The organism is Microbacterium murale, assembly GCF_030815955.1.
GTDB lineage: Bacteria > Actinomycetota > Actinomycetes > Actinomycetales > Microbacteriaceae > Microbacterium > Microbacterium murale_A.
The window spans coordinates 1939108-1958814 of the sequence record NZ_JAUSXK010000001.1; the positions used below are offsets into that span (position 1 = coordinate 1939108).

The following is a 19707-nucleotide window of genomic DNA, read 5'->3' on the forward strand; positions in this document are numbered from 1 at the left end:
GCCTTTTCTGCTTTAGGCCCGGAAAATCAAGGAAGAAGACGAGGGGTTGACAATCCTCCCGGGATGCGGAAGGTTCATTAGCGATAATGTTCTGGGCTCGAAGCTGAACCCGGAACCCGGACTCGGAGGTCTGCGGTGACCTCCCTCGGAGGTGGACATGCTCGGTTACACGATCCGGCGGGTGCTGCTCGCCGTCTTCGTGCTCTGGGGCGTCGTGACCGTCGTCTTCATCATCGTGCGGCTCGTACCGTCGGACCCCGCGGTGCTCGTCGCCGGCATCGACGCGACACCTGAGCAGATCGCCACGATCCGCGAACGGATGGGCCTCGATCAGCCGCTCCTCGTCCAGTACTTCGGTTACGTCGCCGGCGCGGTGCGGGGTGACTTCGGCACCTCCTACACGTACGGTGCACCGGCCATGGAGCTCGTCGGGGAGGTGCTGCCGAACACGGCGCTGCTGGCGTTCCTCGGCTGCACGCTCGCCGTCATCGTCAGCTTTCCGCTGGGCCTTCTCGCCGCCCTCCGCGTCAACCGCTTCACGGACCGGGCCGTCACCACTGCGAGCCTGCTCACGCAGTCGCTTCCTGGGTTCTGGGTCGGCGTCGTGCTCATGCTCGTCTTCTCCCAGATGCTGGGTCTGCTGCCGAGCGCCGGCCTTGGCAGTCCGGATGCGCTCGTGCTCCCCGTCGTGACCGTCGCACTGCCCTTCATCGCGATCCTCACCCGTATGACCCGCAGCGGACTTCTCGAGGTGGTCGGCGAGGGCTACATCACGACGGCCCGCTCGAAGGGCCTGTCCGAGCGGATCGTGATCCTCACCCACGCCGCACGCAATGCCCTCATCCCGGTCGTCACCCTCGTCGGCCTCGAGTTCGGGGCGCTGCTGGGCGGTGCGGTCATCACCGAGACGGTCTTCAGCTTCCCCGGCGTCGGCAAGCTCCTCGTCTCCTCGATCCTCGCCCGCGACTACAACCTCGTCCAGGCCTGTGTCGTGGTCATCGCCGCGGCGTTCGTCATCGTGAATCTGCTCGTCGATCTGCTCTACGGCTACCTCGACCCGAGAGTGAGGCTCGCGAAATGACCGTCCCACCCACGATCGCCATGCAGACCATGCAGCGCGCTCGTCGAGCACGCCGCGGGGTCACCGCCCGGATCACGATCCCTCTCGTCGTCATCGGCCTGTTCATCGTCGGTGCGATCGTCGTGCCGATCCTCTATCACTTCGACCCGCTGCACACCGACGTGCTGCTGCGCCTCAAGCCGCCGGGCTCGACCCTCCCCGACGGGTCGTTCGCGATCTTCGGCACAGACCAGGTCGGGCAGGATCTCTTCGCCCAGATGATGATGGGCGCACGCGTCTCACTCACGGTCGGCTTCTGCTCGCTGCTGTTCGCCGGCGTGTTCGGAGTGCTCACAGGGCTGCTCGCCGGACATTTCGGCGGCTGGCTCGACAACGTGCTCATGCGCATAGCCGATGTGCAGCTCGCGTTCCCATCGATCCTCCTCGCGATCCTCCTGGCGTCGGTGCTCGGCCCGAGCCTGTGGAACGTCATCGTCGTCATCTCGATCACGAACTGGGTCGTCTTCGCACGTGTCACCCGTAGCCAGGTCCTCACGCTGCGCAGCCGCGAATACGTCGAGGCCGCCCGCACCCTTGGGGCGAGCAACTGGCACATCATCGTCCGCACGCTGCTTCCCGGCTGCGTCGCTCCGATCCTCGTCGTCGCCACGGTCGAGTTCGGGCACGTCGTGCTGCTCGAGGCGGCGCTCTCGTTCCTCGGCGTCGGCGTACCGCTCGGTATCCCGAGTCTCGGAACGACCATCAGCAACGGCACCGCGTACCTCAGCACCGCCTGGTGGATCTCGACCCTGCCCGGCATCGCGCTCGCCGCTCTCGTCCTCGCCACTGGAGTGCTCGGCGACGCCTTGCGCGACCGATTCGACCCGAAGTTGCGGAGCGCCTGATGACGATCTCCCACGCCCCCGAGGCCAGAACCCCCAGCGCCCGAGCGGGTGAGCCGCTCCTGAGCGTGCAGGACCTCAAGGTCGAGTTCTCCACCTCGGCCGGCGTCGTCCGTGCGCTCGACGGCGTGAGCTTCGACGTCGGATCGGGTGAGACCGTCGCGGTCCTGGGCGAGTCGGGTTCGGGCAAATCGGTCACCGCGCAGGCGATCATGGCGCTGCTTCCCCAGCCCGCAGGCTCCATCGTCGGCGGCCGCATCCTCTACGGCGGCCGCGACCTCGCCGCGGAACCCGTCTCGAAGGTGCGGGAGCTCTGCGCCACCGAGATCGCGATGATCTTCCAGGACCCGCTCAGCTCGCTCAACCCGGTCTACCGGGTCGGCTGGCAGATCGCAGAGCTGTTCCGACGACGCCGTGGCACCCCCAAGCAGGAAGCCTGGGCGAAGTCGCTCGCGCTGCTCAAGCGCGTCGGCATCCCCGATGCCGAGACGCGCATCCGCGACTACCCGCACCAGTTCTCCGGCGGGCAGCGCCAGAGAATCATGATCGCGATGGCGATCGCCCTCGAGCCCAAGCTGCTCATCGGCGACGAGCCGACGACCGCGCTCGATGTGACGGTGCAGCAGCAGGTCATGAACCTTCTGGCCGACCTGCAGGCCGAGTCAGGCATGGGCATGATCCTCATCAGCCACGACCTCGGCGTCGTCGCCGAAGTGGCCGATCGCGCCGCGATCATGTACGCGGGCCGGATCATCGAGACCGGCGGCATCCGGCAGGTCTACGACCACCCCGCGCACCCGTACACCCGAGGCCTGCTGGATTCGATACCGAGCAACACCTCGCTGGGTGAGCGGCTGACTCCGGTCGTCGGGTCGCCTCCGAATCTGCTCGCCCTGCCGAGCGGATGCTCCTTCCACCCGCGCTGCCCGTTCGCGACCGAGCTGTGCCGCACGACGTCTCCGGTTCTGCGTCAGCCGGAGGGCTGGAGCGCCGGCCATCTTGCGGCCTGCCACCGGACCGAGGAGGTGCTCACCCATGACTGACCAGTCGAATCCGCTGTTGAGCGTCGAGCATCTCAAGGTGTCGTATCCGATCCGCTCCTCGATCCTGCTGCGAAAGACCGGCGAGAACGTCGCCGTCTCCGACGTGAACTTCGAGCTGCGTGCCGGTGAGACCGTTGGGCTGGTCGGCGAGTCCGGTTCGGGCAAGTCGACGATCGCGCGCACAGTGATCGGGCTCGTGCCGGCAGCGGATGGCGTCATCCGCTTTGAAGGCCATGACATCACGAAGCTCTCGTTGCGGCAGATGAAGGACATGCGCCGCGACATGCAGATGATCTTCCAGGATCCTTATGCGTCACTGAACCCCCGGCTGACAGTGCGCGACATCATCGCCGAGGGGTGGCGCGTTCATGCCGGCATCGTGCCGCGCGATCGCTGGACGGCCGAGGCGAAGGAGCTCATGGAGCGCGTCGGGCTCAACCCCGACTACTCCGACCGATATCCGCACCAGTTCTCGGGCGGTCAGCGTCAGCGCATCGGCATCGCGCGCACACTCGCGCTGCGGCCGAAGATCATCATCTGCGACGAGGCGGTCAGCGCGCTCGACGTCTCGGTGCAGGCGCAGGTGCTCAATCTGCTCGAGGACCTGCAGGCCGACCTCGGTCTCTCCTATCTCTTCATCTCGCACGACCTGTCGGTCATCGAGCACATCTGCGATCGCGTGCTGGTGCTCAACAAGGGCGTCGTCGTCGAGGAGGGCACAGCGCGGCAGCTGTTCGAGCATCCGCAGCATCCGTACACGAAGGCGCTGTTCTCCGCGATCCCGGTCGTGAGGCCATGGCTCGAGGAGACATCGTGAGCCGGACCATCACGCTGCACCTGGTGCGCCACGGCGAGTCGCTGTGGAATGTCGAAGGGCGGTACCAGGGCCAGCAGGATTCTGGCCTCACTGCGGACGGCCGAGCCCAGGCCGCTCAGTTCGCAGAGCTCTTCGCGCTGCAGGTGCCGGCACCCGACCTCGTCGTATCGAGCGATCTGCCACGGGTGAAGGACACTGCCGCGCGCTATGTCGAGCGCATCGGGGCGAGCATCAGCCATGACCCTTCGCTGCGGGAGATGAGCGTGGGGGACTGGGCAGGTATGACGCTCGAGGAGGCCGAGCAGCAGCATCCCGAACTCGTGGCCGCAGTCGCCGCCGGTGACGACCTTCGACGCGGAGGGGGCGAGACGTTCGGCGAGACCCGGGAGCGGGTCGTCAAGGCGATCGAAGAAGTCGCAGCCGAGCTCGAGAAGCGGGATGGCGATCGAGTCGCCGTGGTCTTCACGAGCGGCAACCCGATCCGGCTCGCGGCAGCACACATGCTCGGCATCCCATCCCCGGGCCACATGCCCCTCGGCGCGCCGGACAACTGCTCCGTCACGACGTTCCGTTTGCAGGGCGCGCGCAGAGAGGTCGTGCGCTACAACCATGACATCGCGCCGGCCCGCCCGGCGGACCCGAGGGAGATCTCGTGACCGCACCGCTCACCTTCATCGCACAGAGCCACAACCTGTGGGGCGATCATCACGCCGCCGAGCGGGAGACCGCGATGCGTGCCCTCTACGAGCTCCGCGCCCCCGACCTGCTCGCCACGCAGGAGACGCGAGCCTGGTCGCGTGACCTGCTGGATGCCGCGATGCCCGGTCACGACCGCGTGCACGATGACTTCCCCGGATGGGAGAAGCAGAGCAACCTGTGGTGGAACCGCGAGCTCTTCAGCGAGGTCGAGCACGGCGCTGAGGATGTCGGCATCCACGATGCGAACGCCCGCCTGTTCTGGGTGCGGCTGCGCGTCGAAGGAGGAGATCGAACGATCCTCTGGACGACCGCGCACCTCTCCTATTCCGGCAACCCGGTCGAGGTCGAGACCGGGATCAACCAGCGCACGCCCCAGGCGCATCGCGTCGTGGAAGAGCTCGCGCGGCTCGGCAAGGACGACGAACCGGTCTTCTTCGCGTCAGACACGAACGCGATCGCGACGGCCATCTGGGTGATCGGCAACGCCGGCTACCTCGACTCGTTCAGTGCACTGAACAGGCAGGCGCCACCGACGCATCCCGTCGTTCCCAATCCGTTCCGCGAGACCGTCGGCACGCCGAAGTCGCCCATCGCGAGCCCGCACAAGACCATCGACTACATCTTCTTCCGAGGACCAGTGCGCCCGCGCAGCGCCGAGGTCGTGGAGTTCTTCGACCGGGGGATATCGCCCAGCGATCACCATCCGGTCGCATCAGCGTTCACCCTGCCCGGCCAGTCCGAGCTCGGGTGAGCAGCACGAAGTCATACCCGACAGAACCAAGTCATACCGATTCAAAGGAGACAGCAATGACATCGCTTCGCGCAAAGATGCGCTCGATCGCCGCAGTCGCGGTGGCCGGCGCTCTTCTGCTCACAGGGTGTTCGGGCGGCGGCGAGGATGCCGGTTCGACAGAGCCGCTGCCGGACGACCAGCAGACCCTCACCTACATCCCGGCTTATGGCTGGGCCGCCTCCGACATCTCACAGGCACCGCTCGAGATCGGCATCAACATGGCGATCTCGCAGACGCTCGAGACCCTCGTCACGCTCGACGACGAGAACCAGCCGCAGCCCAAGCTCGCCGAGTCGTGGGAGTGGGTCGATGACACCACACTCGTGTTCACGCTGCGCGAGGGCGTCACCTACTCCGACGGCACACCGTTCACCGCTGCGGATGTGAAGGGGTCGATCGAACGGTACATCGCGTGGGAGGCGGCGCTGAAGACGGTGCTCTCCCCGATCCAGTCGGTCGAAGCCACCGATGACCTCACCGTCACGATCAAGACCGCCGGTCCCTCCGGAACGCTGGTCGGCGTGCTCTCGATGGTCTACATCGGCAAGGCCGAGTTCTCGCATCCCGACACGATGATCCAGGCCGACAACGACTACTGGGCGCAGCCCGTCGGAACGGGACCGTTCATCATCGACGACTACGTCGCCAACGATCACTTCACGTTCGTGCGCAACGAGGACTACTGGGGTGAGAAGGCCAAGCTCCAGACGCTGACGATGAAGCAGATCACCGACGTCAACGGCAAGATCACCGCGCTGTCGAACGGTCAGGCGCAGGTCGTGGGAGATGTTCCCTACGACCAGGTCGCGCAGGTCGAGGCGATGGACAACGTCAAGTTCGTGCAGGAGAGCAGTCTGAACTACTACTTCCTGTGGTTCGACAACAAGAACGAGTTCCTCAAGGACCAGCGCGTCCGAGAGGCGATGTGGGCTGCTCTCGACCTGAAGACGATCCAGGAGTCGCTCTACGGCGACACGGCGAAGCCCATGACGTCGTTCTGCCCGGAGGCGGCCTTCGGATGCGTCGAACCGACCGACGGCATGGTCGAGTACGACCCGGAGCACGCGAAGGAACTGCTCGCGGAGGCCGGATATCCGGACGGCTTCACCGTCGACGCGATCTACAGCACCGCCAACGGTGCCGGTTTCGCCAACATGATGCAGGCGTTCATCTCGGCCTGGCAGGAGATCGGCGTCACCGTCGAACCGCGTGCGCTGGATGCCGCGTCCTGGCTGAAGGAGTTCGGCACGGTCAACGAGGCGGATGGAACGCACGCATGGGACATGGACGTGCAGCCGAACCAGACGATCACCGGTGATGCCGACTACACAATCTACCGTCTGTACAACTGCACGGCGGCTCGTCTCGGGTACTGCAACGAGGATCTGGACGCCCTCACGACGAAGGCGCAGCAGCTCACCGATCCGGATGAGCGTCTCGAGCTGTACCAGCAGGCTGTCGACATCATGCGGGCCGACACCCCGGCGATCCCACTGCTCGAGATCAACGTCAACGCGGCCATGGCCTCGAATGTCGAGGGTCTCGTGATCCCCGCGAACGAGTTCATCGACTTCAGCTCGGTGTATCTCACGCAGTGACACCCGATGGCGGGGGCGGCGCGAGCCGTCCCCGCCATCGTCGTCTCGGCATCCACGTTTCAGCATCCCGTCCCAGCATCCAAGGAGAGCATGCGCATGGAGAGATTCCTCAGCTACGACCGCGGCCTCGAGCGGTTCAACCCGCTGGCCAGGGTGATCACCTACGACGACTTCGACACCGGATACAACGGCTGGCTGGATCTCACCCCGAACTTCGTCTACGACGATTACGAGTCCTTCGACTCGGTCGTCGATCTCTCCAGCTGGGCTCCCACGCAGCTCAGCTCGGGCGCGATGCGATTCGCCTCCTCGCACGGATCGATGGAGGGCACCTACTCGCTCAAGCTCAGCACGGCGCCGACCGGCGGTCCGCACACTGAGCCGCCGCGGGCGGGGAGCATGGGGCACGCGATCAAGCGGCTGTCGCGGTTCGGCGATCCGGATCTCATCCAGATCGAGGCGTGGTACTCGTACACGCCGGCCCAGGATCGCTTCGGGATCGGTGAGGAGGACATCCGCGCGTTCGGCTTCTTCTTCGATGTGCAGGATGCCGAGTACCGGTACATGCCCGGCGTGAGATATGTCAATGCGCTCGACGGGAAGCCGGTGCGGCGGTGGCAGTACTACCGGGTCGCTGATGGGGTGAGCCGGGCGGACTGGAACTTCGGTGTCGAGGACGGCTGGTGCGTTCCCGGCGTGGACAACCAGTGGTATGGCCGGCGCTTCGAGGACGGCTCCGCCGACGGGTACCAGTGGATACCCGGCGGTGAGCAGCAGCTGGTGTTCAACGAGAGCCCGGACAAGATCAACTGGATGTACTTCCGGCTCACCGTCGATGTGCGCCGCAGGCGCTACGTCGAGCTGCAGTCGATGGATCAGGTGTTCGACATGCGCGAGCTTGAGCCGACCCTCGTGCCGGGCTACAAGTCGATCAAGGACCTCATCAACCCGGTGTTCTTCATCGAGACCGACACCGACCGATCCGTCAATCTCTACCTGGATTCGGTGGTGTATTCGTGCGAGTGAGCGGGGAGGGAGCGCTCGAGTCGGTGGCGGAGCCGGCACGCGAGACCCCCGTCGTCGGATCGTTCGACGTGGTCGTCGCCGGCGGCGGCCCCGCGGGGGTGATCGCGGCGGTCGCCGCAGCCCGTGGCGGGGCGCGGACACTGCTCATCGAGCGCTACGGCTTCGTGGGCGGGATGGCGACGAGCGCGCTGGTCACCCCGATCAGCGAGTTCCGCGTCGGCGGGCGGCAGCACATCGGCGGCATTCCGCTCGAGCTCATGCGGCGTGCGGCGGAGCTGGGCGGGGCCGAACTCGAACGCGACAGCGGCAACTGGCCGGTCAACGACGAGATCTTCAAGCTCGCTGCCCAGCGCCTGCTGCTCGAGAGCGGCGTGACGCTCCTGCTGCACAGCTGGATCGCGGATGCCGTGGCCGACGACGGCCGGGTGAGTCACGTGATCGTGCAGAACAAGGCCGGTCGGGTGGCGTACGCCTGCGAGGCGGTGGTCGACTGCACAGGGGATGCGGATTTGGTGCGCGCGGCGGGGCTGCCGACCACCAAGGGCGATGTGCTGCAGCCGGCGACGCTGTGGTTCCAGCTCGGCGGCGTCGACACGGACGCACTCGGGTACGTCTTCGGAGATGCCGTGGACGGCATCCTCCCCGTGTCGGAGTCGATCCGGGCCCGGCTGGCCGAACTGCACGCGGCCGGAGAGGTGCCGCTGTTCGGCGGGCCGTGGATCAACAGCTTCTTCCACGACGGACTCGTCAGCATCAACGTGCTGCGCGAGGCCACCGACGCGAGCGATCCGGAATGGTTCTCGCGCACCGAGACGAGCTTGCGCGAGAAGATGCACGCGATCATCGATGTGCTCCGCCGGGAGTTCCCGGAGTTCCGCGATGCGTGGCTGGCGAAGTCCGGCATCCAGACCGGGGTGCGCGAGACGCATCACATCGTCGGGCTGTACGAGTTGAACAAGGACGACATCGTGCATCCGAAGGCATTCCCCGACACTGTGGCGAAGGGTGCGCACACGATCGACATCCATCACACGGACAGCATCGATCAGAGTGAGTTCGTCATCCTCCGTCATCCCTACAACGTGCCCTTCCGTGCTCTCGTGCCAGAGGGCAGTGAGAACGTCGTCATCGCAGGGCGGTGCCTGTGCGCCGATGGCCCCGGCTTCGGGTCGGTGCGCGTGATGGCGACGTGCATGGCCATGGGGCAGGGTGCGGGAACCGCGGCCGCGCTCGCCGTGCGTCACGGCCTGTCGATGCCCGGGATGGATGTCGACCTGCTGCGCTCGGCGTTGATCGATGGCGGGGCGATCGTCGACTTCGACAACGTCCACCTCGAGAACATCGCGGCACTCGCCGGAACCGAGCTCGCCGGAACTGACAGGAGCTGACATCATGCTGCAGAACAACACATCCGTGCTGGCCAGGAGGGTCGTCGTCGACGGAGACTTCGCGACGCTGGCGTACGAGGCCGGGTGGGCGCGCGAGGCCGTCGTCTTCGTGCAGGTCGAGGGCGGTCATCCCGATCTCGTCGTGGCGACCGAGATCTCGCCGGACGGGATCAACTGGATCCGTCGCGGCACACCAGTGATGCTGGCGGCGGATGCGAGCATCGCTGAGCTATCGCTGTCGGCGTTCGGCAACTGGCTGCGGGTCACCGTGACCGGCGCGTCGCCGGAGGCGCCGGCCCGCATCCTCATCCACGTCAACGGGAAGGGTTGAGCGGACGTAGTGCGCCGGCCGTCAGCGCGAGGTCAGTCGCGTGCCGGGTCACAGTTTTCGGCAGCTCACGCCTAGACGCCCCAGTGCGGATGCCGCGCCACGGCCACCCGTGCAGTGAGATCCGTCAGCACTCGAGACCCGGCGACCTCGATCCCGAGCACGCGCGCCAGCTCGAGCGCGATCGCCGCATGCCCTGCCGCGTTCGGGTGGAACGCGTCGTCGAGCAGGCCCCACGGCATCCCCTCGTTGCCCGGTCCGGTTCCCGCCGAGAACGACGTGAACGCGGCGTGCTGGTCGACGAGGATGACGTCCTCCCGCGATGCGACCTCTCGAATCGTCGACGCGAACTCACCGATCCGGTCTCGGTCCGGCGCATGCAGCAGGTCGATCGCCGGCGGGGTCTGCAGCACCGGGATCGCGCCCGACTCACGCACTCGCGACACGAACGATGCGATCCCCGCCCCGAACTCTGCAGGTGAGAGCACCGGATCGACCCACACGGTCGAGCAGTCGTTGGTCCCGATCATGAGTGTGACGATGTCGGGCCGCCACGCCGCCACCCGCCGATCGAAGTCGTCGAGGATCAGCGGGATGCACCATCCGGTCACCGCCGTATTGATCACGGCATCCTGCACACGACCGAGATCGCCGCGGATCAGCTCGTGCAGGTGATCGACGTAGTTGCGTGCACCGCGGGTGTGGATGAGGCCGTGCGTGATCGAATCGCCCGTCATCACCCACGTCAGCGGAGCATCCGCTGCCAACAGGGCCTCGAGCCGCGCAGCGTCCGTCACTCGCTCACCTCCAGCTCGACGTCGATGAAGCGCGGCCGATAGATCGAGGCGTCGTCGTACACGTCACCGACGTTGTCGAACGTGTTGACGTTGTACGTGACGAGCAGCTTGTCGCCCTGTCGCAACTGCGGATGCTCGTGCGCGTTGTACGTGAAGATGTCGGCGTCGCCGTAGCTGCCGAGCGCCCCTGTCTCGGGTGTGCGGTACAGCTCGACCGGCTCCGAGAACGGACCCGTCGGCGAGCACGAGGTGCGCGCGACGATGCGGGTGCTGAAGAGCTCGGAGGTGTCCTGCGTGACCAGCAGGTACCCGTCACGGAACTTCGCGACGCTGAACTCGTTCGCCACGTACGGAACGACCGGCACGGCGGCTGCTTCGTCGGCGACCCAGTCCGTGCCGTTCCAGAACGTCCAGTCTTCGGCCAGCGCGTCCTTGCCCTCGGTGCGCGCGACGTATGACGAACGGACGCCCTCCGGGTCGGCGATGCCGTAGATGTACGTCGTCTGTCCCTCCTGCAGCGTCCACGATCCCCAGTTGATGCCGGTCGCCGACGGCAGATCGATGATCGACTGCAGCTGCAGCGTTTCGTCGTCGAGCGTTGCCAGTCGGTTCGCTGTCCAGCGGAAGTCGAAGGGGTTGGGGCCGGTCTTCTCGAACTGCAGCAGCGGCACCTGCACCGTGTGCTTCTCGCCCGGTGTGGGGTTGCCGATCCAGTACCACTTTCCGTCTGGCTCGGGCGGAATGATGCCGGCCGGCGCATCCGGCGTGCCACCCGTGATCGTCGACAGGCCCTTGCTGGTCTGCACGACGACCGAGTTGTTGACGAACGGCGAGTCGGTCGGACGCGACCCGTCGGGATTCACCGTGCCGAGGAAGGAGTCGGAGAAGAACCAGCCGGTCTTCCCTCCACGCAGCGGCAGGGAGTATGTGCTGTCGCCCCCGGTCCACTCGCCGCCGGTGTCGGCATAGGTCGTGAACTGCTCGGTGAGCGGCTCGTTGATGGATGCTGTCGCCGTCAGCGTCTTATCGGTGAGCGAGCACTGGCCGCCTGTGGTTCCGGTCGCCACCGACGCGCTCGCCGGCGCTGCCAGCAGTGCGCCGGCCAGGACGGATGCCGTGGCGAGTCCCGCTGCGAGGATTCTTCTGTTCTTCATGACCACTCCCTTGTGTTCGTTCGGTTACTTCGTTCGTGCTTCAGTCGCGACCGGCGAGGACCGGTCTGCCGGTGAAAGGAGGAAAGTGACGGCAACGCGGGTTCAGAACCGACACTTTTCTCCTTCATGTCGTTGGTCGCCGTGTCCGGGGTCGGTCCTCACCGGTGAAAGGAGAAAAATGACGCCCACGAGCGTTCAGAACCGACACTTTCCTCCTTCCATCACCTAGGACTCGTCAGCTTCGTGGGCCGGATCAGGCGGATGCCGCGACCACGCGTCCGTCCGCATGAACGTCGTACGACTCTCCGCCGACCCGCAGCCCGCGCAGCACCGCCGACGGATCGATCCCCGCGACGCATCCCGCCGCTGTGACCGTGCCGTCCGTGGTTACCGAGACCCCGAACAGCGCCTCGATCACGAGCTCGATCCACGCGCCAGACGACGAGCACGCCCAGTCGATGATGTACGGCAGCTGCGGTGGCGCCTTGCGTGCGCCGCCGTTGATGCCCGGCACCGCTTCCTCCACGAAGTGCGCCTGCCCCATCGGCCCCTGGTTGGCGGTCTGCGCGAGCCCGGGAAGCCAGTCCAGCAGTACCCCGGGTGCTCCGAGCGCGGCGAGTGCGCGCCCAGCATCCGCCGGCCACGCCGGGTAGGCGCCGTTCCACTGGTGATCCGGTCGCACGCTGTAGCTCGCATCCGGATCCCACGGCGACAGCGCCCGCATCCAGTTGTCGGTCTGCAGCTCGCGCTGGAAGAACTCCACCATCTCGGCGCGCACCGCAGGAGTGAGGTCGTCGGCGATCGTCGTGCCCACGACGCTGAAGTCGTAGCAGTGCCGCACCGCGAGCTGTGTGCCATCGGGCTGACCGGCGGAGAAGACGCCCTCGCCGGGCAGGTAGCGCGCGACGACAGACGGCAGGAGCTCGGATGCCGACGCTCGCAGCGCCGTCGCCTCGGAAGAAGAGCCCTGCAGGTCAGCGAGCGATGCGGCGGTCCGCATGCTCCACACGTTCGCCGCGTTCAGGCTCGCGACCTCGTGCGTGTACGAGCTCACGCACTCGAGCAGGTTGTCGATCTCGCCGTAGTCGGCGAGATCGGTGTCGCGGCGCAGGGCCTTCCATGCGGTCGCCCACTCCTGCACGGACTCGCCCACCGTCGTGTCGCCGACCCGCTCCGACAGGAACTCGACATCACCGGTCAGCCGCACGTAGTCGTGCACGAGCCGGATCATCGCGTAGTCGTTCACCGAGTACCAGCGCCCGACCGGCCCACCGGTGAGAGAAGACGTGCCGAAGTGCGAGTGGATGTCGAGCGAGATCCAGTGCCGCAGCTGATTGCGCATCTCGGCGGGGTCGAGCAGCGCGTGGCTGATCGAGCTGAGGCTGTAGTCCCAGATGAACGTCGTCGTGCCCCAGTAATTCGGCATCAGGGTGTCGTACGAGCGGCCGAGCACGTTGCCCTCGTAGTCGCGGCGGAACCAGATCACTCCCAGCGCCGCCCACCAGTAGATGCGGCGCAGCGGTTCGGATGCCGTCTCCAGCACGGGCAGCGAACCCGAGAACTCTCCGTTGCCGGGGGTGAAGGCGGCCGAGAGCTGTCGGTTCCAGAACTCCTCGGACGCGGCGACGTCCGCTGGAACGTCAGCGACGACCGACGCGTACGTCGCGCGCGCAGCGGATGCCGTCGTGCCGACCGCCTGGACATAAGAGGTGCGGGCGGTACCGCCGGCGGGCACCTCGAGCGTCACGGTGAGGTCGCCGCCGCGTCCGTTGCCGCCGATTCCCAGGTCGAACTCCTCCGATTCGGCCACGCCGCTCAGTGCAGCCGTGCCACCGAGCAGTCCCTGCACGCTCCACGCCCCGGCATCCGCCGAAGAGAACTCCAGCGCGCCATCCGCCACCGCGACGGCATCCGGTTCTGACGGCGACTCGGCATCCAACCAGGCCGAAGCCGACCGCGTCACGCGCGCCGCCGCCGACAGCCCGATCACCACAGAACGCGCGACCGAAGACGACACGGCGATGTCGATCGCGACCGCCTGAGACCCCGGTACGCACACAGTCGTCGTCTCGATGGTCAGCTCGCCGAGAACCGCGCGCCGTACGACCCGGTCCGGTCGCCACTCATGAGTGACCGGAACTCCATACGATGCGAACAACCGTCCGTCGACGAACAGCACCGCGGTCTGCGTCAACCCCTGCGAGACGGGCGGGAACTGCACCGCAGACACAGCGGTGAGGTCGTGGTCGACGCGCACCGTGCCGAGCATGTTCGTGAGCCCCGAGGGCGCGATCATGTCGTCGTAGTGGTGCGTGACCGGATCAGCCGCGAGATCGTCGACGGTGGGGATGAGAGGAAGCAAGATGGATGCCTTTCAGTACTGGCCGAGGGCCAGGCCCTTGCTGAAGAACTTCTGCGTGCAGAGGAACAGCACGACGGTGGGCAGCGACACGATCACGGCCGCTGCGAGCACCGTCGACATCTGCGCGCCGCCGTAGGTGCTCTGCATGCCGGACAGCGTGGTGATGATCGGTCGGATGTCGTCGGATTGGCTGAGCGTCAGACCGAGCAGCAGATCGTTCCACACGAACGTCGCCTGCAGGATGAAGATCGCCACCAGCGCGCTCGACGCCATCGGCAGGTACATGCGGGTGAAGATCTTCCACGTCGTGGCGCCGTCGAGCACCGCGGCCTCGAACGTGGAATGCGCAACCCCGGTGAAGAAGTTGCGCATCACGAAGGCCGAGAACGGGATCGAGATGACCGTGTAGATGATGATCATGCCGACGCGGGTGTCGAACATGCCGGTGCGGGAATATGCATCGAACAGCGGCAGCAGGATCATCTGCAGCGGGAACACCGAGCCGCCGAAGATCACGACGAACCACGTGAAACCGTGCTTCAGGCGCAGCGCGACGATCGCGAACCCGGCTGCCGCGCCGACGAGCACCGCGATGGTGGGCGAGATGATCGAATAGAGCAGGGTGCTGACGATGCTGTCGCCGAGGCCGGACAGCTCGAAGGCGGCCGCGATGTTCTCGAACAGGTGGAAGTCGGTGGGGATCCACGATGTCTTCGAGGTGAAGGTCATCGGGTCCTTCATCGCGTTGACGACGAGCAGGTACGCGGGCAGCAGCCACACGAATCCGAGGACGATGAGGATGCCGTAGCGGAGGGCTTTCATGTCACATCTCCTTCTTCGGCGAGAGCTGCTGACGCAGGTACGTCACGGAGGCGATCAGGGTGATGACGGTCAGGAACACCGCGATCGCGGACCCCAGGCCGTAGTCGCTGTTGACGAAGGTCTCTTTGTACATCGTGAGCGCGAGGGTCTCGGAGACCGTGCCGGGCCCGCCCTTGGTCATGCCCCAGACGATGTCGAAGGTCTTCAGGCTGGCGACGATGGAGAGGCCGACGACGACAGCGGTGAGCGGTCGCAGCATCGGCCAGAGGATGCTGGTGAACAGGCGGATGCCGTCGGCGCCGTCGATGCGCGCGGCTTCGAGCGGCTCCTTGGGGATGGCCTGCAGCCCGATCGTGAACAGCAGGGCGTTCACGCCCACGCCCTGCCACGAGGCGGCGATGATCATGACGATCGTGTTGAGCGGAGCATCCAGAAGCCAGCGCGGAGGATCCATGATGCCGAACATCGCGAGCGCCTGATCCAGGGCCCCGCCGGACGAGAGGATGAATGACCAGACCACGCCGACGCCGATGCCGGAGAGGGCATATGGGATGAGGAAGGGAAGGCGCAGCCAGAGTCCGCCGCCGAGGTTCCAGGTGAGCAGCGCGACCGCGAGGCCGATGCCGACCGGGATGACCAGCGTTCCGACCACCCACAGCAGCGTGTTCAGCACCGAGGTGACGAAGTCTCCGTCGGTGAACATCTCGACGTAGTTGTCGAAGCCGATCCAGTCGGGGCTGCCGAGGCCGTTGTAGTCGGTGAAGCTGAGGAAGACCGTCCACAGCAGCGGCAGGTAGAGCAGTACCGCGATGAGCAGCACGCCCGGGGCGATGAAGCCCCGGGCGGACCACTGGTAACGCGTCTTCTGATGCGCCATGCGGGGCGTTACTCCTGCTCTGCCCAGTACTTGTCAGCCGTGGCCTGGATCTTCTCCAGGAACGGCATCGGGTCGCCGGGGTTGGCGTTGAACGCGCCGAACTGCTCGATCGCGGTGGTCACGATCTCGGTCGGCATCGCCTCGAAGAAGCGGTCGTACAGCTGGTAGTCGTCGCCGGCGATGGCGGTGCCGATCTCGGCGAGGGCGGGGTCTGCGACCTCAGCCTTCGGGTTGAAGGCGACGTCGCCGTGGGCCGCGTTCCAGGCGGTCTGCGCGCCGTCCGACATCCACCACTCCGAGTAGGCGAGGCCGAGATCCTTCTGCGAGGAGCTCTCGGCGACGCAGATCGGACCGGACTCGACAGCGACAGGGGTCTTCTCGAGGTCGGGGTTGACCGCGGGGATCGCGAACATGCCGTAGTCGTCGGCGCTCATGCCGGCACCGTCGAGGTTGCCGGCGTAGAAGGTGCCGAAGTTGATCATCGCGAAGTCGCCCTGCTTGAGCGCGACGGCGGGATCGGTCGTGCTGCCGGCGTCGCTGAACCAGCCGTTCTCGTGCTCCTCGAGCCAGATGTTCATGACGTCGACGATCTCGGGGTCGGTGTACTTGACCTCGCCCGTGGTCAGGCCCTCGTAGAGCTCGGGGTCGGTCGAGGCGACGAGGTGCTGGAACCACTGGAACGTGAACAGCGTGCTGGTCTGGTAGTACGGCGTGACGCCCGCACTCTTCAGCGTCTCGGCTGCGGTGTTGAGCTCGTCCCAGGTGGTGGGCACGTCGACGCCGTTGTCGGCGAAGGCGGCCTTGTTGTAGAACATGATCCAGTAGGCGATGTTCATCGGCACGCAGTACTGCTTGCCGTCGAAGGTGTAGCTCTCGGCGAGGTCTTCGCTCACCCAGCCCTCGTCGATCGCCTTCTTCCAGATGTCGGTCGTCTCGGCGATCAGGCCTTCGTCGACGAGCTCCTTCAGCGACTGCCCGGTGTGCCAGGTGAACAGGCCGGGCGACTTGTTGGTGCGGAACGACTGCTTGATGAAGGCGTCGTACTGGTTGGCGTCGGAGTAGCCGGTCGTCTTCAGGGTGATGTCGACGTCGGCGCCGCTCGTCTCGTTGAGCGATTCGAAGTCGGGCTTCCACGCCGCCTTGTCGGTGTAGAAGTTGAGCGTGCCGGTGGTCTCACCGTCACCGCCTCCGCCGCCGGAACCGCCGGAGCAGCCTGCGAGGGCCACTCCGGCCAAGACCACGCCGGTGATGGCGATGGCGATCTTGCGTCGCGAAATCATGGGAACTCCCTTGTTCTTGGTGGGTGCTGCTTACGGGTGCTGCTGTGTGTTCAGTTATCGCTCGTGCGGGAGCCCCGCACGTAGGCCTTCAAAGTGGCGAACCGGGCGCTCTGCGAGTGCTCGGTCCTTTCGATCCGGTAGGGGCCGACGGATGCCGGGATGATGAACGTCTCGGCGTAGTGGACGACGAACGGCTCGAATGCTCCGCTCGGGCTGACGACCCGCGCTTCATCGCCCTCGACGAGGTTGATGACGTTGACGGTGCCGTCGGTGGCGTGGTCGGCGCCCTGCGTGAACCAGTGGCGTCTGGTCTCGATGAACTCGAGCTCGTGGAGGCCGGTGCGCTCTTCGACGACATCCCTTTCCTCGCGGATCGTGTCGACCTGATCGATGAGGTTCTCGTTCACCCAGTCGGTGTCGCGGTCCCACTGGATGTTGCGGGCGCCGTGATCGAGGTGCACAGGGCGCGGGATGCCGTCGAGCCCGACCCGACCCCAGTCCCAAAGTTTGAACGTGAAGATGAACGGCGTGGCCGAGATCTCGAGCACCATCGAATTGGCGCCGGAGCAGTGGACGGTGCCGGCGGGGATCGCGAAGTGGTCGTGCTTCTTCGCCGGGTACGAGTTGATGTACTTCTCGGCGGGGAAGGGCTGGTCGCCGTTCTGCGCGGTGATGAGGTCTCGCACCATGGCGTCCTGGTCGATGCCGTTCTTGGTGCCGAGGTAGACCACGGCGTCGTCGCCGACGTCGAGCATGTAGTAGCTCTCGTCCTGCGTGTAGTGCATGCCGAAGGTGTTCTGGATGTAGTCGGTGAGCGGGTGCACCTGCAGGCTGAGGTTGCCGCCGTCCATGGTGTCGAGGAAGTCGAAGCGGATCGGGAACTCCGCCCCGAAGCGCGAGAACGTCTTGGCTCCGAGGAGTTCTGTGGGCTGGGCGAAGACGAGGTCGAGGGAGGGGATCTCGATGACGCCGCCGTCTCCTTCGAGCAGCAGCGAGTTCTCTTCGGGGACGCAGTCGAAGCACCAGGCGTAGTTGTCCTTCGACGGGTCGAGGCCGATGAGGTTCTTCATCCACTGGCCGCCCCATACGCCGGGGTCGAAGAACGGCACGACGCGGAACGGGCGGGATGCTGCTTCTCGCAGTGCCCCGCGGAAGGCGTCGCCGGTGATCATGCCGGCGACGTGGGCGTGCTCGGACGGCTGGGCCGGAGCGATGGCGTTGCCGTCGACGACGAAGTCGACCGTGTCGAAGAGGGAGCGCTTGTGTCGGTCGGCGACGCGCCATTCGACGAAGAAGCCGCGCTTGTACTTGCGCAGGTTGTCTTCGTTCGGGTTGTTCGCACGCCAGTTGGTGGCGCCCGCGCGCTGGCGCAGCTGGATCTCCCAGCGGGCCATGTCGACGATGACGGTCGTGGCGTTGTCGGTCTTGTCGGCCAGCAGGGCTGCGCCCCAGCCGATGACGACGGTGTTCTCTGCGATGCTGCCGGCCAGCTGGGAGAGCTTGGCGTCGTCGTAGAAGTCGGTGAGCGTGAAGTGGCTCATGACGCCGAAGACGCGGTCGTCGGTGAGGTTCGGAGCGATCAGCTGTTCGACCTCGGCGACAGGGCGGGCGGCGTCTTCGACGTCGACGATGTTCCAGCCGGGGAGCGCCTCGCGGATCTGCGCGGTGAGGGCGGGGACGTCGACGCCGGGGTAGGTGTCGACGAGGAGCGCGCCGCCGTGATTCGCGGCGGTCTCTGCGGCGGCCCGCCAGCCGGCTGCGCCGCGGAGGATCTTCTCGCCCGCGGGCAGTGCCACGGTGGGCTGGGTGTCGTAGCGGCCGCGTTCGGTGTGGCCCTCGTGCATGTCGCTGATCGGCGTGCTCACTTGTTCTCCTGGTCGTGCTCGATGCGTGGATGCGCCTGGCGGGCGAGCGTGCTCAGCCCGCGGGCGACGGAGTATTCGGGTTCCGGCGGCACGATGAACCGCGGCGGTGTCATGGATGGCCAGAGGTGTTCGCGCGCGTACGTCTCGATGGGCGCGCTGACGGCGTCGCCCGCACGCAAGATGCCGCCGGAGAGGATCACGACCGAGGGGTCGTACATGTGGATCAATGTCACGACGGTCGCACCCCAGACGTGCAGGAAGCTGTCGCGGAGTGCGGCGTTGTCGTCGCTCTCGAAGAGTTCTTTAACGCTGAGCCCGTCGCTTCGCTCGCGCAGCGCCCACGCGCTGGCCAGTGCTTCCGCGCAGCCGACGTTCCCGCAAGGACAAACCGGCCCGCTGACGTCGACGGTGGCGTGTCCACCGAGAATCCCGGCGTGCCCGGTGACTCCGCGAAGCGGAACGCCGTCGATCATCGCGGCGGTGCCGATGCCCGTGCCGAGGGTGACGAGCACGGCGTCGCGCTCGCCGCCGGCGGAGCCGGTGGATGTCTCTCCGATGAGCGCCGCGCGTGCGTCGTTCTCGACGACAGCGGGCAGGCCGAGTTCGCTCTTTGCCCAGGAGTGGAGGTCGAAGTCGCGCAGGAAGTCGTACTTGTCGTTGGCGTGCAGCATGCGCCCGGATGCCGGTGACACGACGCCCGGAACGGCGATCCCGAGCGCGGTCGGAGCTGTGTCGGTCTGCGCGATCAGTGCACGGGATGCCGACGCCGCTGCCGCGAGGTCGCTCTCATCGCCGCGAACGGGGATGCTGTCGACGCCGAGGATGCGTCCGCCATCGATGACGGCGAGCTTGATCTCGGTGCCACCGAAGTCAATGCACAGCTCCATCAGGCCTCC

General features: G+C 66.3%; 18 protein-coding genes. 10 read left to right on the forward strand and 8 right to left on the reverse strand.

Annotation, left to right across the window (positions count from 1 at the left end):
* The first annotated feature begins 157 nt into the window (after nt 1-157).
* From QFZ46_RS09560 to QFZ46_RS09605, 10 genes are all read left to right on the forward strand, one after another.
* Nucleotides 158-1081, forward strand: coding sequence for an ABC transporter permease (locus QFZ46_RS09560; protein ID WP_307360759.1), 924 nt, complete (start codon nt 158-160; stop codon nt 1079-1081).
* Nucleotides 1078-1965, forward strand: a complete 888-nt coding sequence (locus QFZ46_RS09565; protein WP_307360762.1) for an ABC transporter permease — start codon at nt 1078-1080, stop codon at nt 1963-1965. Before QFZ46_RS09560 ends, QFZ46_RS09565 begins: the two co-directional genes overlap by 4 nt.
* Nucleotides 1965-3005: an ABC transporter ATP-binding protein gene (locus QFZ46_RS09570; RefSeq protein WP_307360765.1), complete on the forward strand. Its 1041-nt coding sequence runs from the start codon at nt 1965-1967 to the stop codon at nt 3003-3005. Before QFZ46_RS09565 ends, QFZ46_RS09570 begins: the two co-directional genes overlap by 1 nt.
* Entirely contained in the window at nt 2998-3822 is an 825-nt protein-coding gene (locus QFZ46_RS09575) for an ABC transporter ATP-binding protein (protein WP_307360768.1), read from the forward strand. Before QFZ46_RS09570 ends, QFZ46_RS09575 begins: the two co-directional genes overlap by 8 nt.
* Nucleotides 3819-4478: a histidine phosphatase family protein gene (locus tag QFZ46_RS09580; RefSeq protein ID WP_307360772.1), complete on the forward strand. Its 660-nt coding sequence runs from the start codon at nt 3819-3821 to the stop codon at nt 4476-4478. Before QFZ46_RS09575 ends, QFZ46_RS09580 begins: the two co-directional genes overlap by 4 nt.
* Entirely contained in the window at nt 4475-5272 is a 798-nt protein-coding gene (locus QFZ46_RS09585) for an endonuclease/exonuclease/phosphatase family protein (protein WP_307360774.1), read from the forward strand. The genes QFZ46_RS09580 and QFZ46_RS09585 overlap by 4 nt, the downstream gene beginning before the upstream one ends.
* 56 nt (nt 5273-5328) lie before the next feature.
* Nucleotides 5329-6912 carry an ABC transporter substrate-binding protein gene (locus QFZ46_RS09590; protein WP_307360776.1) on the forward strand — a complete coding sequence of 528 codons (1584 nt, stop codon included), beginning with the start codon at nt 5329-5331 and terminating at the stop codon, nt 6910-6912.
* 90 nt (nt 6913-7002) lie between these two features.
* Entirely contained in the window at nt 7003-7938 is a 936-nt protein-coding gene (locus QFZ46_RS09595; RefSeq protein WP_307360778.1) for a DUF6772 family protein, read from the forward strand.
* Nucleotides 7935-9326, forward strand: coding sequence for an FAD-dependent oxidoreductase (locus QFZ46_RS09600; RefSeq protein WP_307360781.1), 1392 nt, complete (start codon nt 7935-7937; stop codon nt 9324-9326). Before QFZ46_RS09595 ends, QFZ46_RS09600 begins: the two co-directional genes overlap by 4 nt.
* Nucleotides 9327-9330: 4 nt before the next feature.
* On the forward strand, nt 9331-9657 hold the full coding sequence (locus QFZ46_RS09605) for a DUF6385 domain-containing protein (RefSeq protein WP_307360784.1): 327 nt from the start codon (nt 9331-9333) through the stop codon (nt 9655-9657).
* Between the two features lie 71 nt (nt 9658-9728).
* Here the strand turns inward: QFZ46_RS09605 and QFZ46_RS09610 are convergent, their stop codons facing one another.
* From QFZ46_RS09610 to QFZ46_RS09645, 8 genes are all read right to left on the reverse strand, one after another.
* Nucleotides 9729-10451, reverse strand: a complete 723-nt coding sequence (locus QFZ46_RS09610; protein WP_307360787.1) for an SGNH/GDSL hydrolase family protein — start codon at nt 10449-10451, stop codon at nt 9729-9731.
* Nucleotides 10448-11605: a DUF4185 domain-containing protein gene (locus QFZ46_RS09615; protein ID WP_307360790.1), complete on the reverse strand. Its 1158-nt coding sequence runs from the start codon at nt 11603-11605 to the stop codon at nt 10448-10450. Before QFZ46_RS09615 ends, QFZ46_RS09610 begins: the two co-directional genes overlap by 4 nt.
* A gap of 253 nt (nt 11606-11858) precedes the next feature.
* Nucleotides 11859-13967, reverse strand: coding sequence for a hypothetical protein (locus QFZ46_RS09620; RefSeq protein ID WP_307360792.1), 2109 nt, complete (start codon nt 13965-13967; stop codon nt 11859-11861).
* A 12-nt stretch (nt 13968-13979) separates the two neighbouring features.
* Entirely contained in the window at nt 13980-14789 is an 810-nt protein-coding gene (locus QFZ46_RS09625; RefSeq protein ID WP_307360795.1) for a carbohydrate ABC transporter permease, read from the reverse strand.
* 1 nt (nt 14790) lies between these two features.
* Entirely contained in the window at nt 14791-15666 is an 876-nt protein-coding gene (locus QFZ46_RS09630; protein WP_307360798.1) for a carbohydrate ABC transporter permease, read from the reverse strand.
* Nucleotides 15667-15674: 8 nt separating this feature from the next.
* Entirely contained in the window at nt 15675-16946 is a 1272-nt protein-coding gene (locus QFZ46_RS09635; RefSeq protein WP_307360800.1) for an ABC transporter substrate-binding protein, read from the reverse strand.
* 50 nt (nt 16947-16996) lie between these two features.
* Entirely contained in the window at nt 16997-18811 is a 1815-nt protein-coding gene (locus QFZ46_RS09640) for a class I mannose-6-phosphate isomerase (RefSeq protein WP_307360801.1), read from the reverse strand.
* Nucleotides 18808-19698, reverse strand: a complete 891-nt coding sequence (locus tag QFZ46_RS09645) for an ROK family protein (protein WP_307360803.1) — start codon at nt 19696-19698, stop codon at nt 18808-18810. Before QFZ46_RS09645 ends, QFZ46_RS09640 begins: the two co-directional genes overlap by 4 nt.
* Nucleotides 19699-19707: the final 9 nt, after the last annotated feature.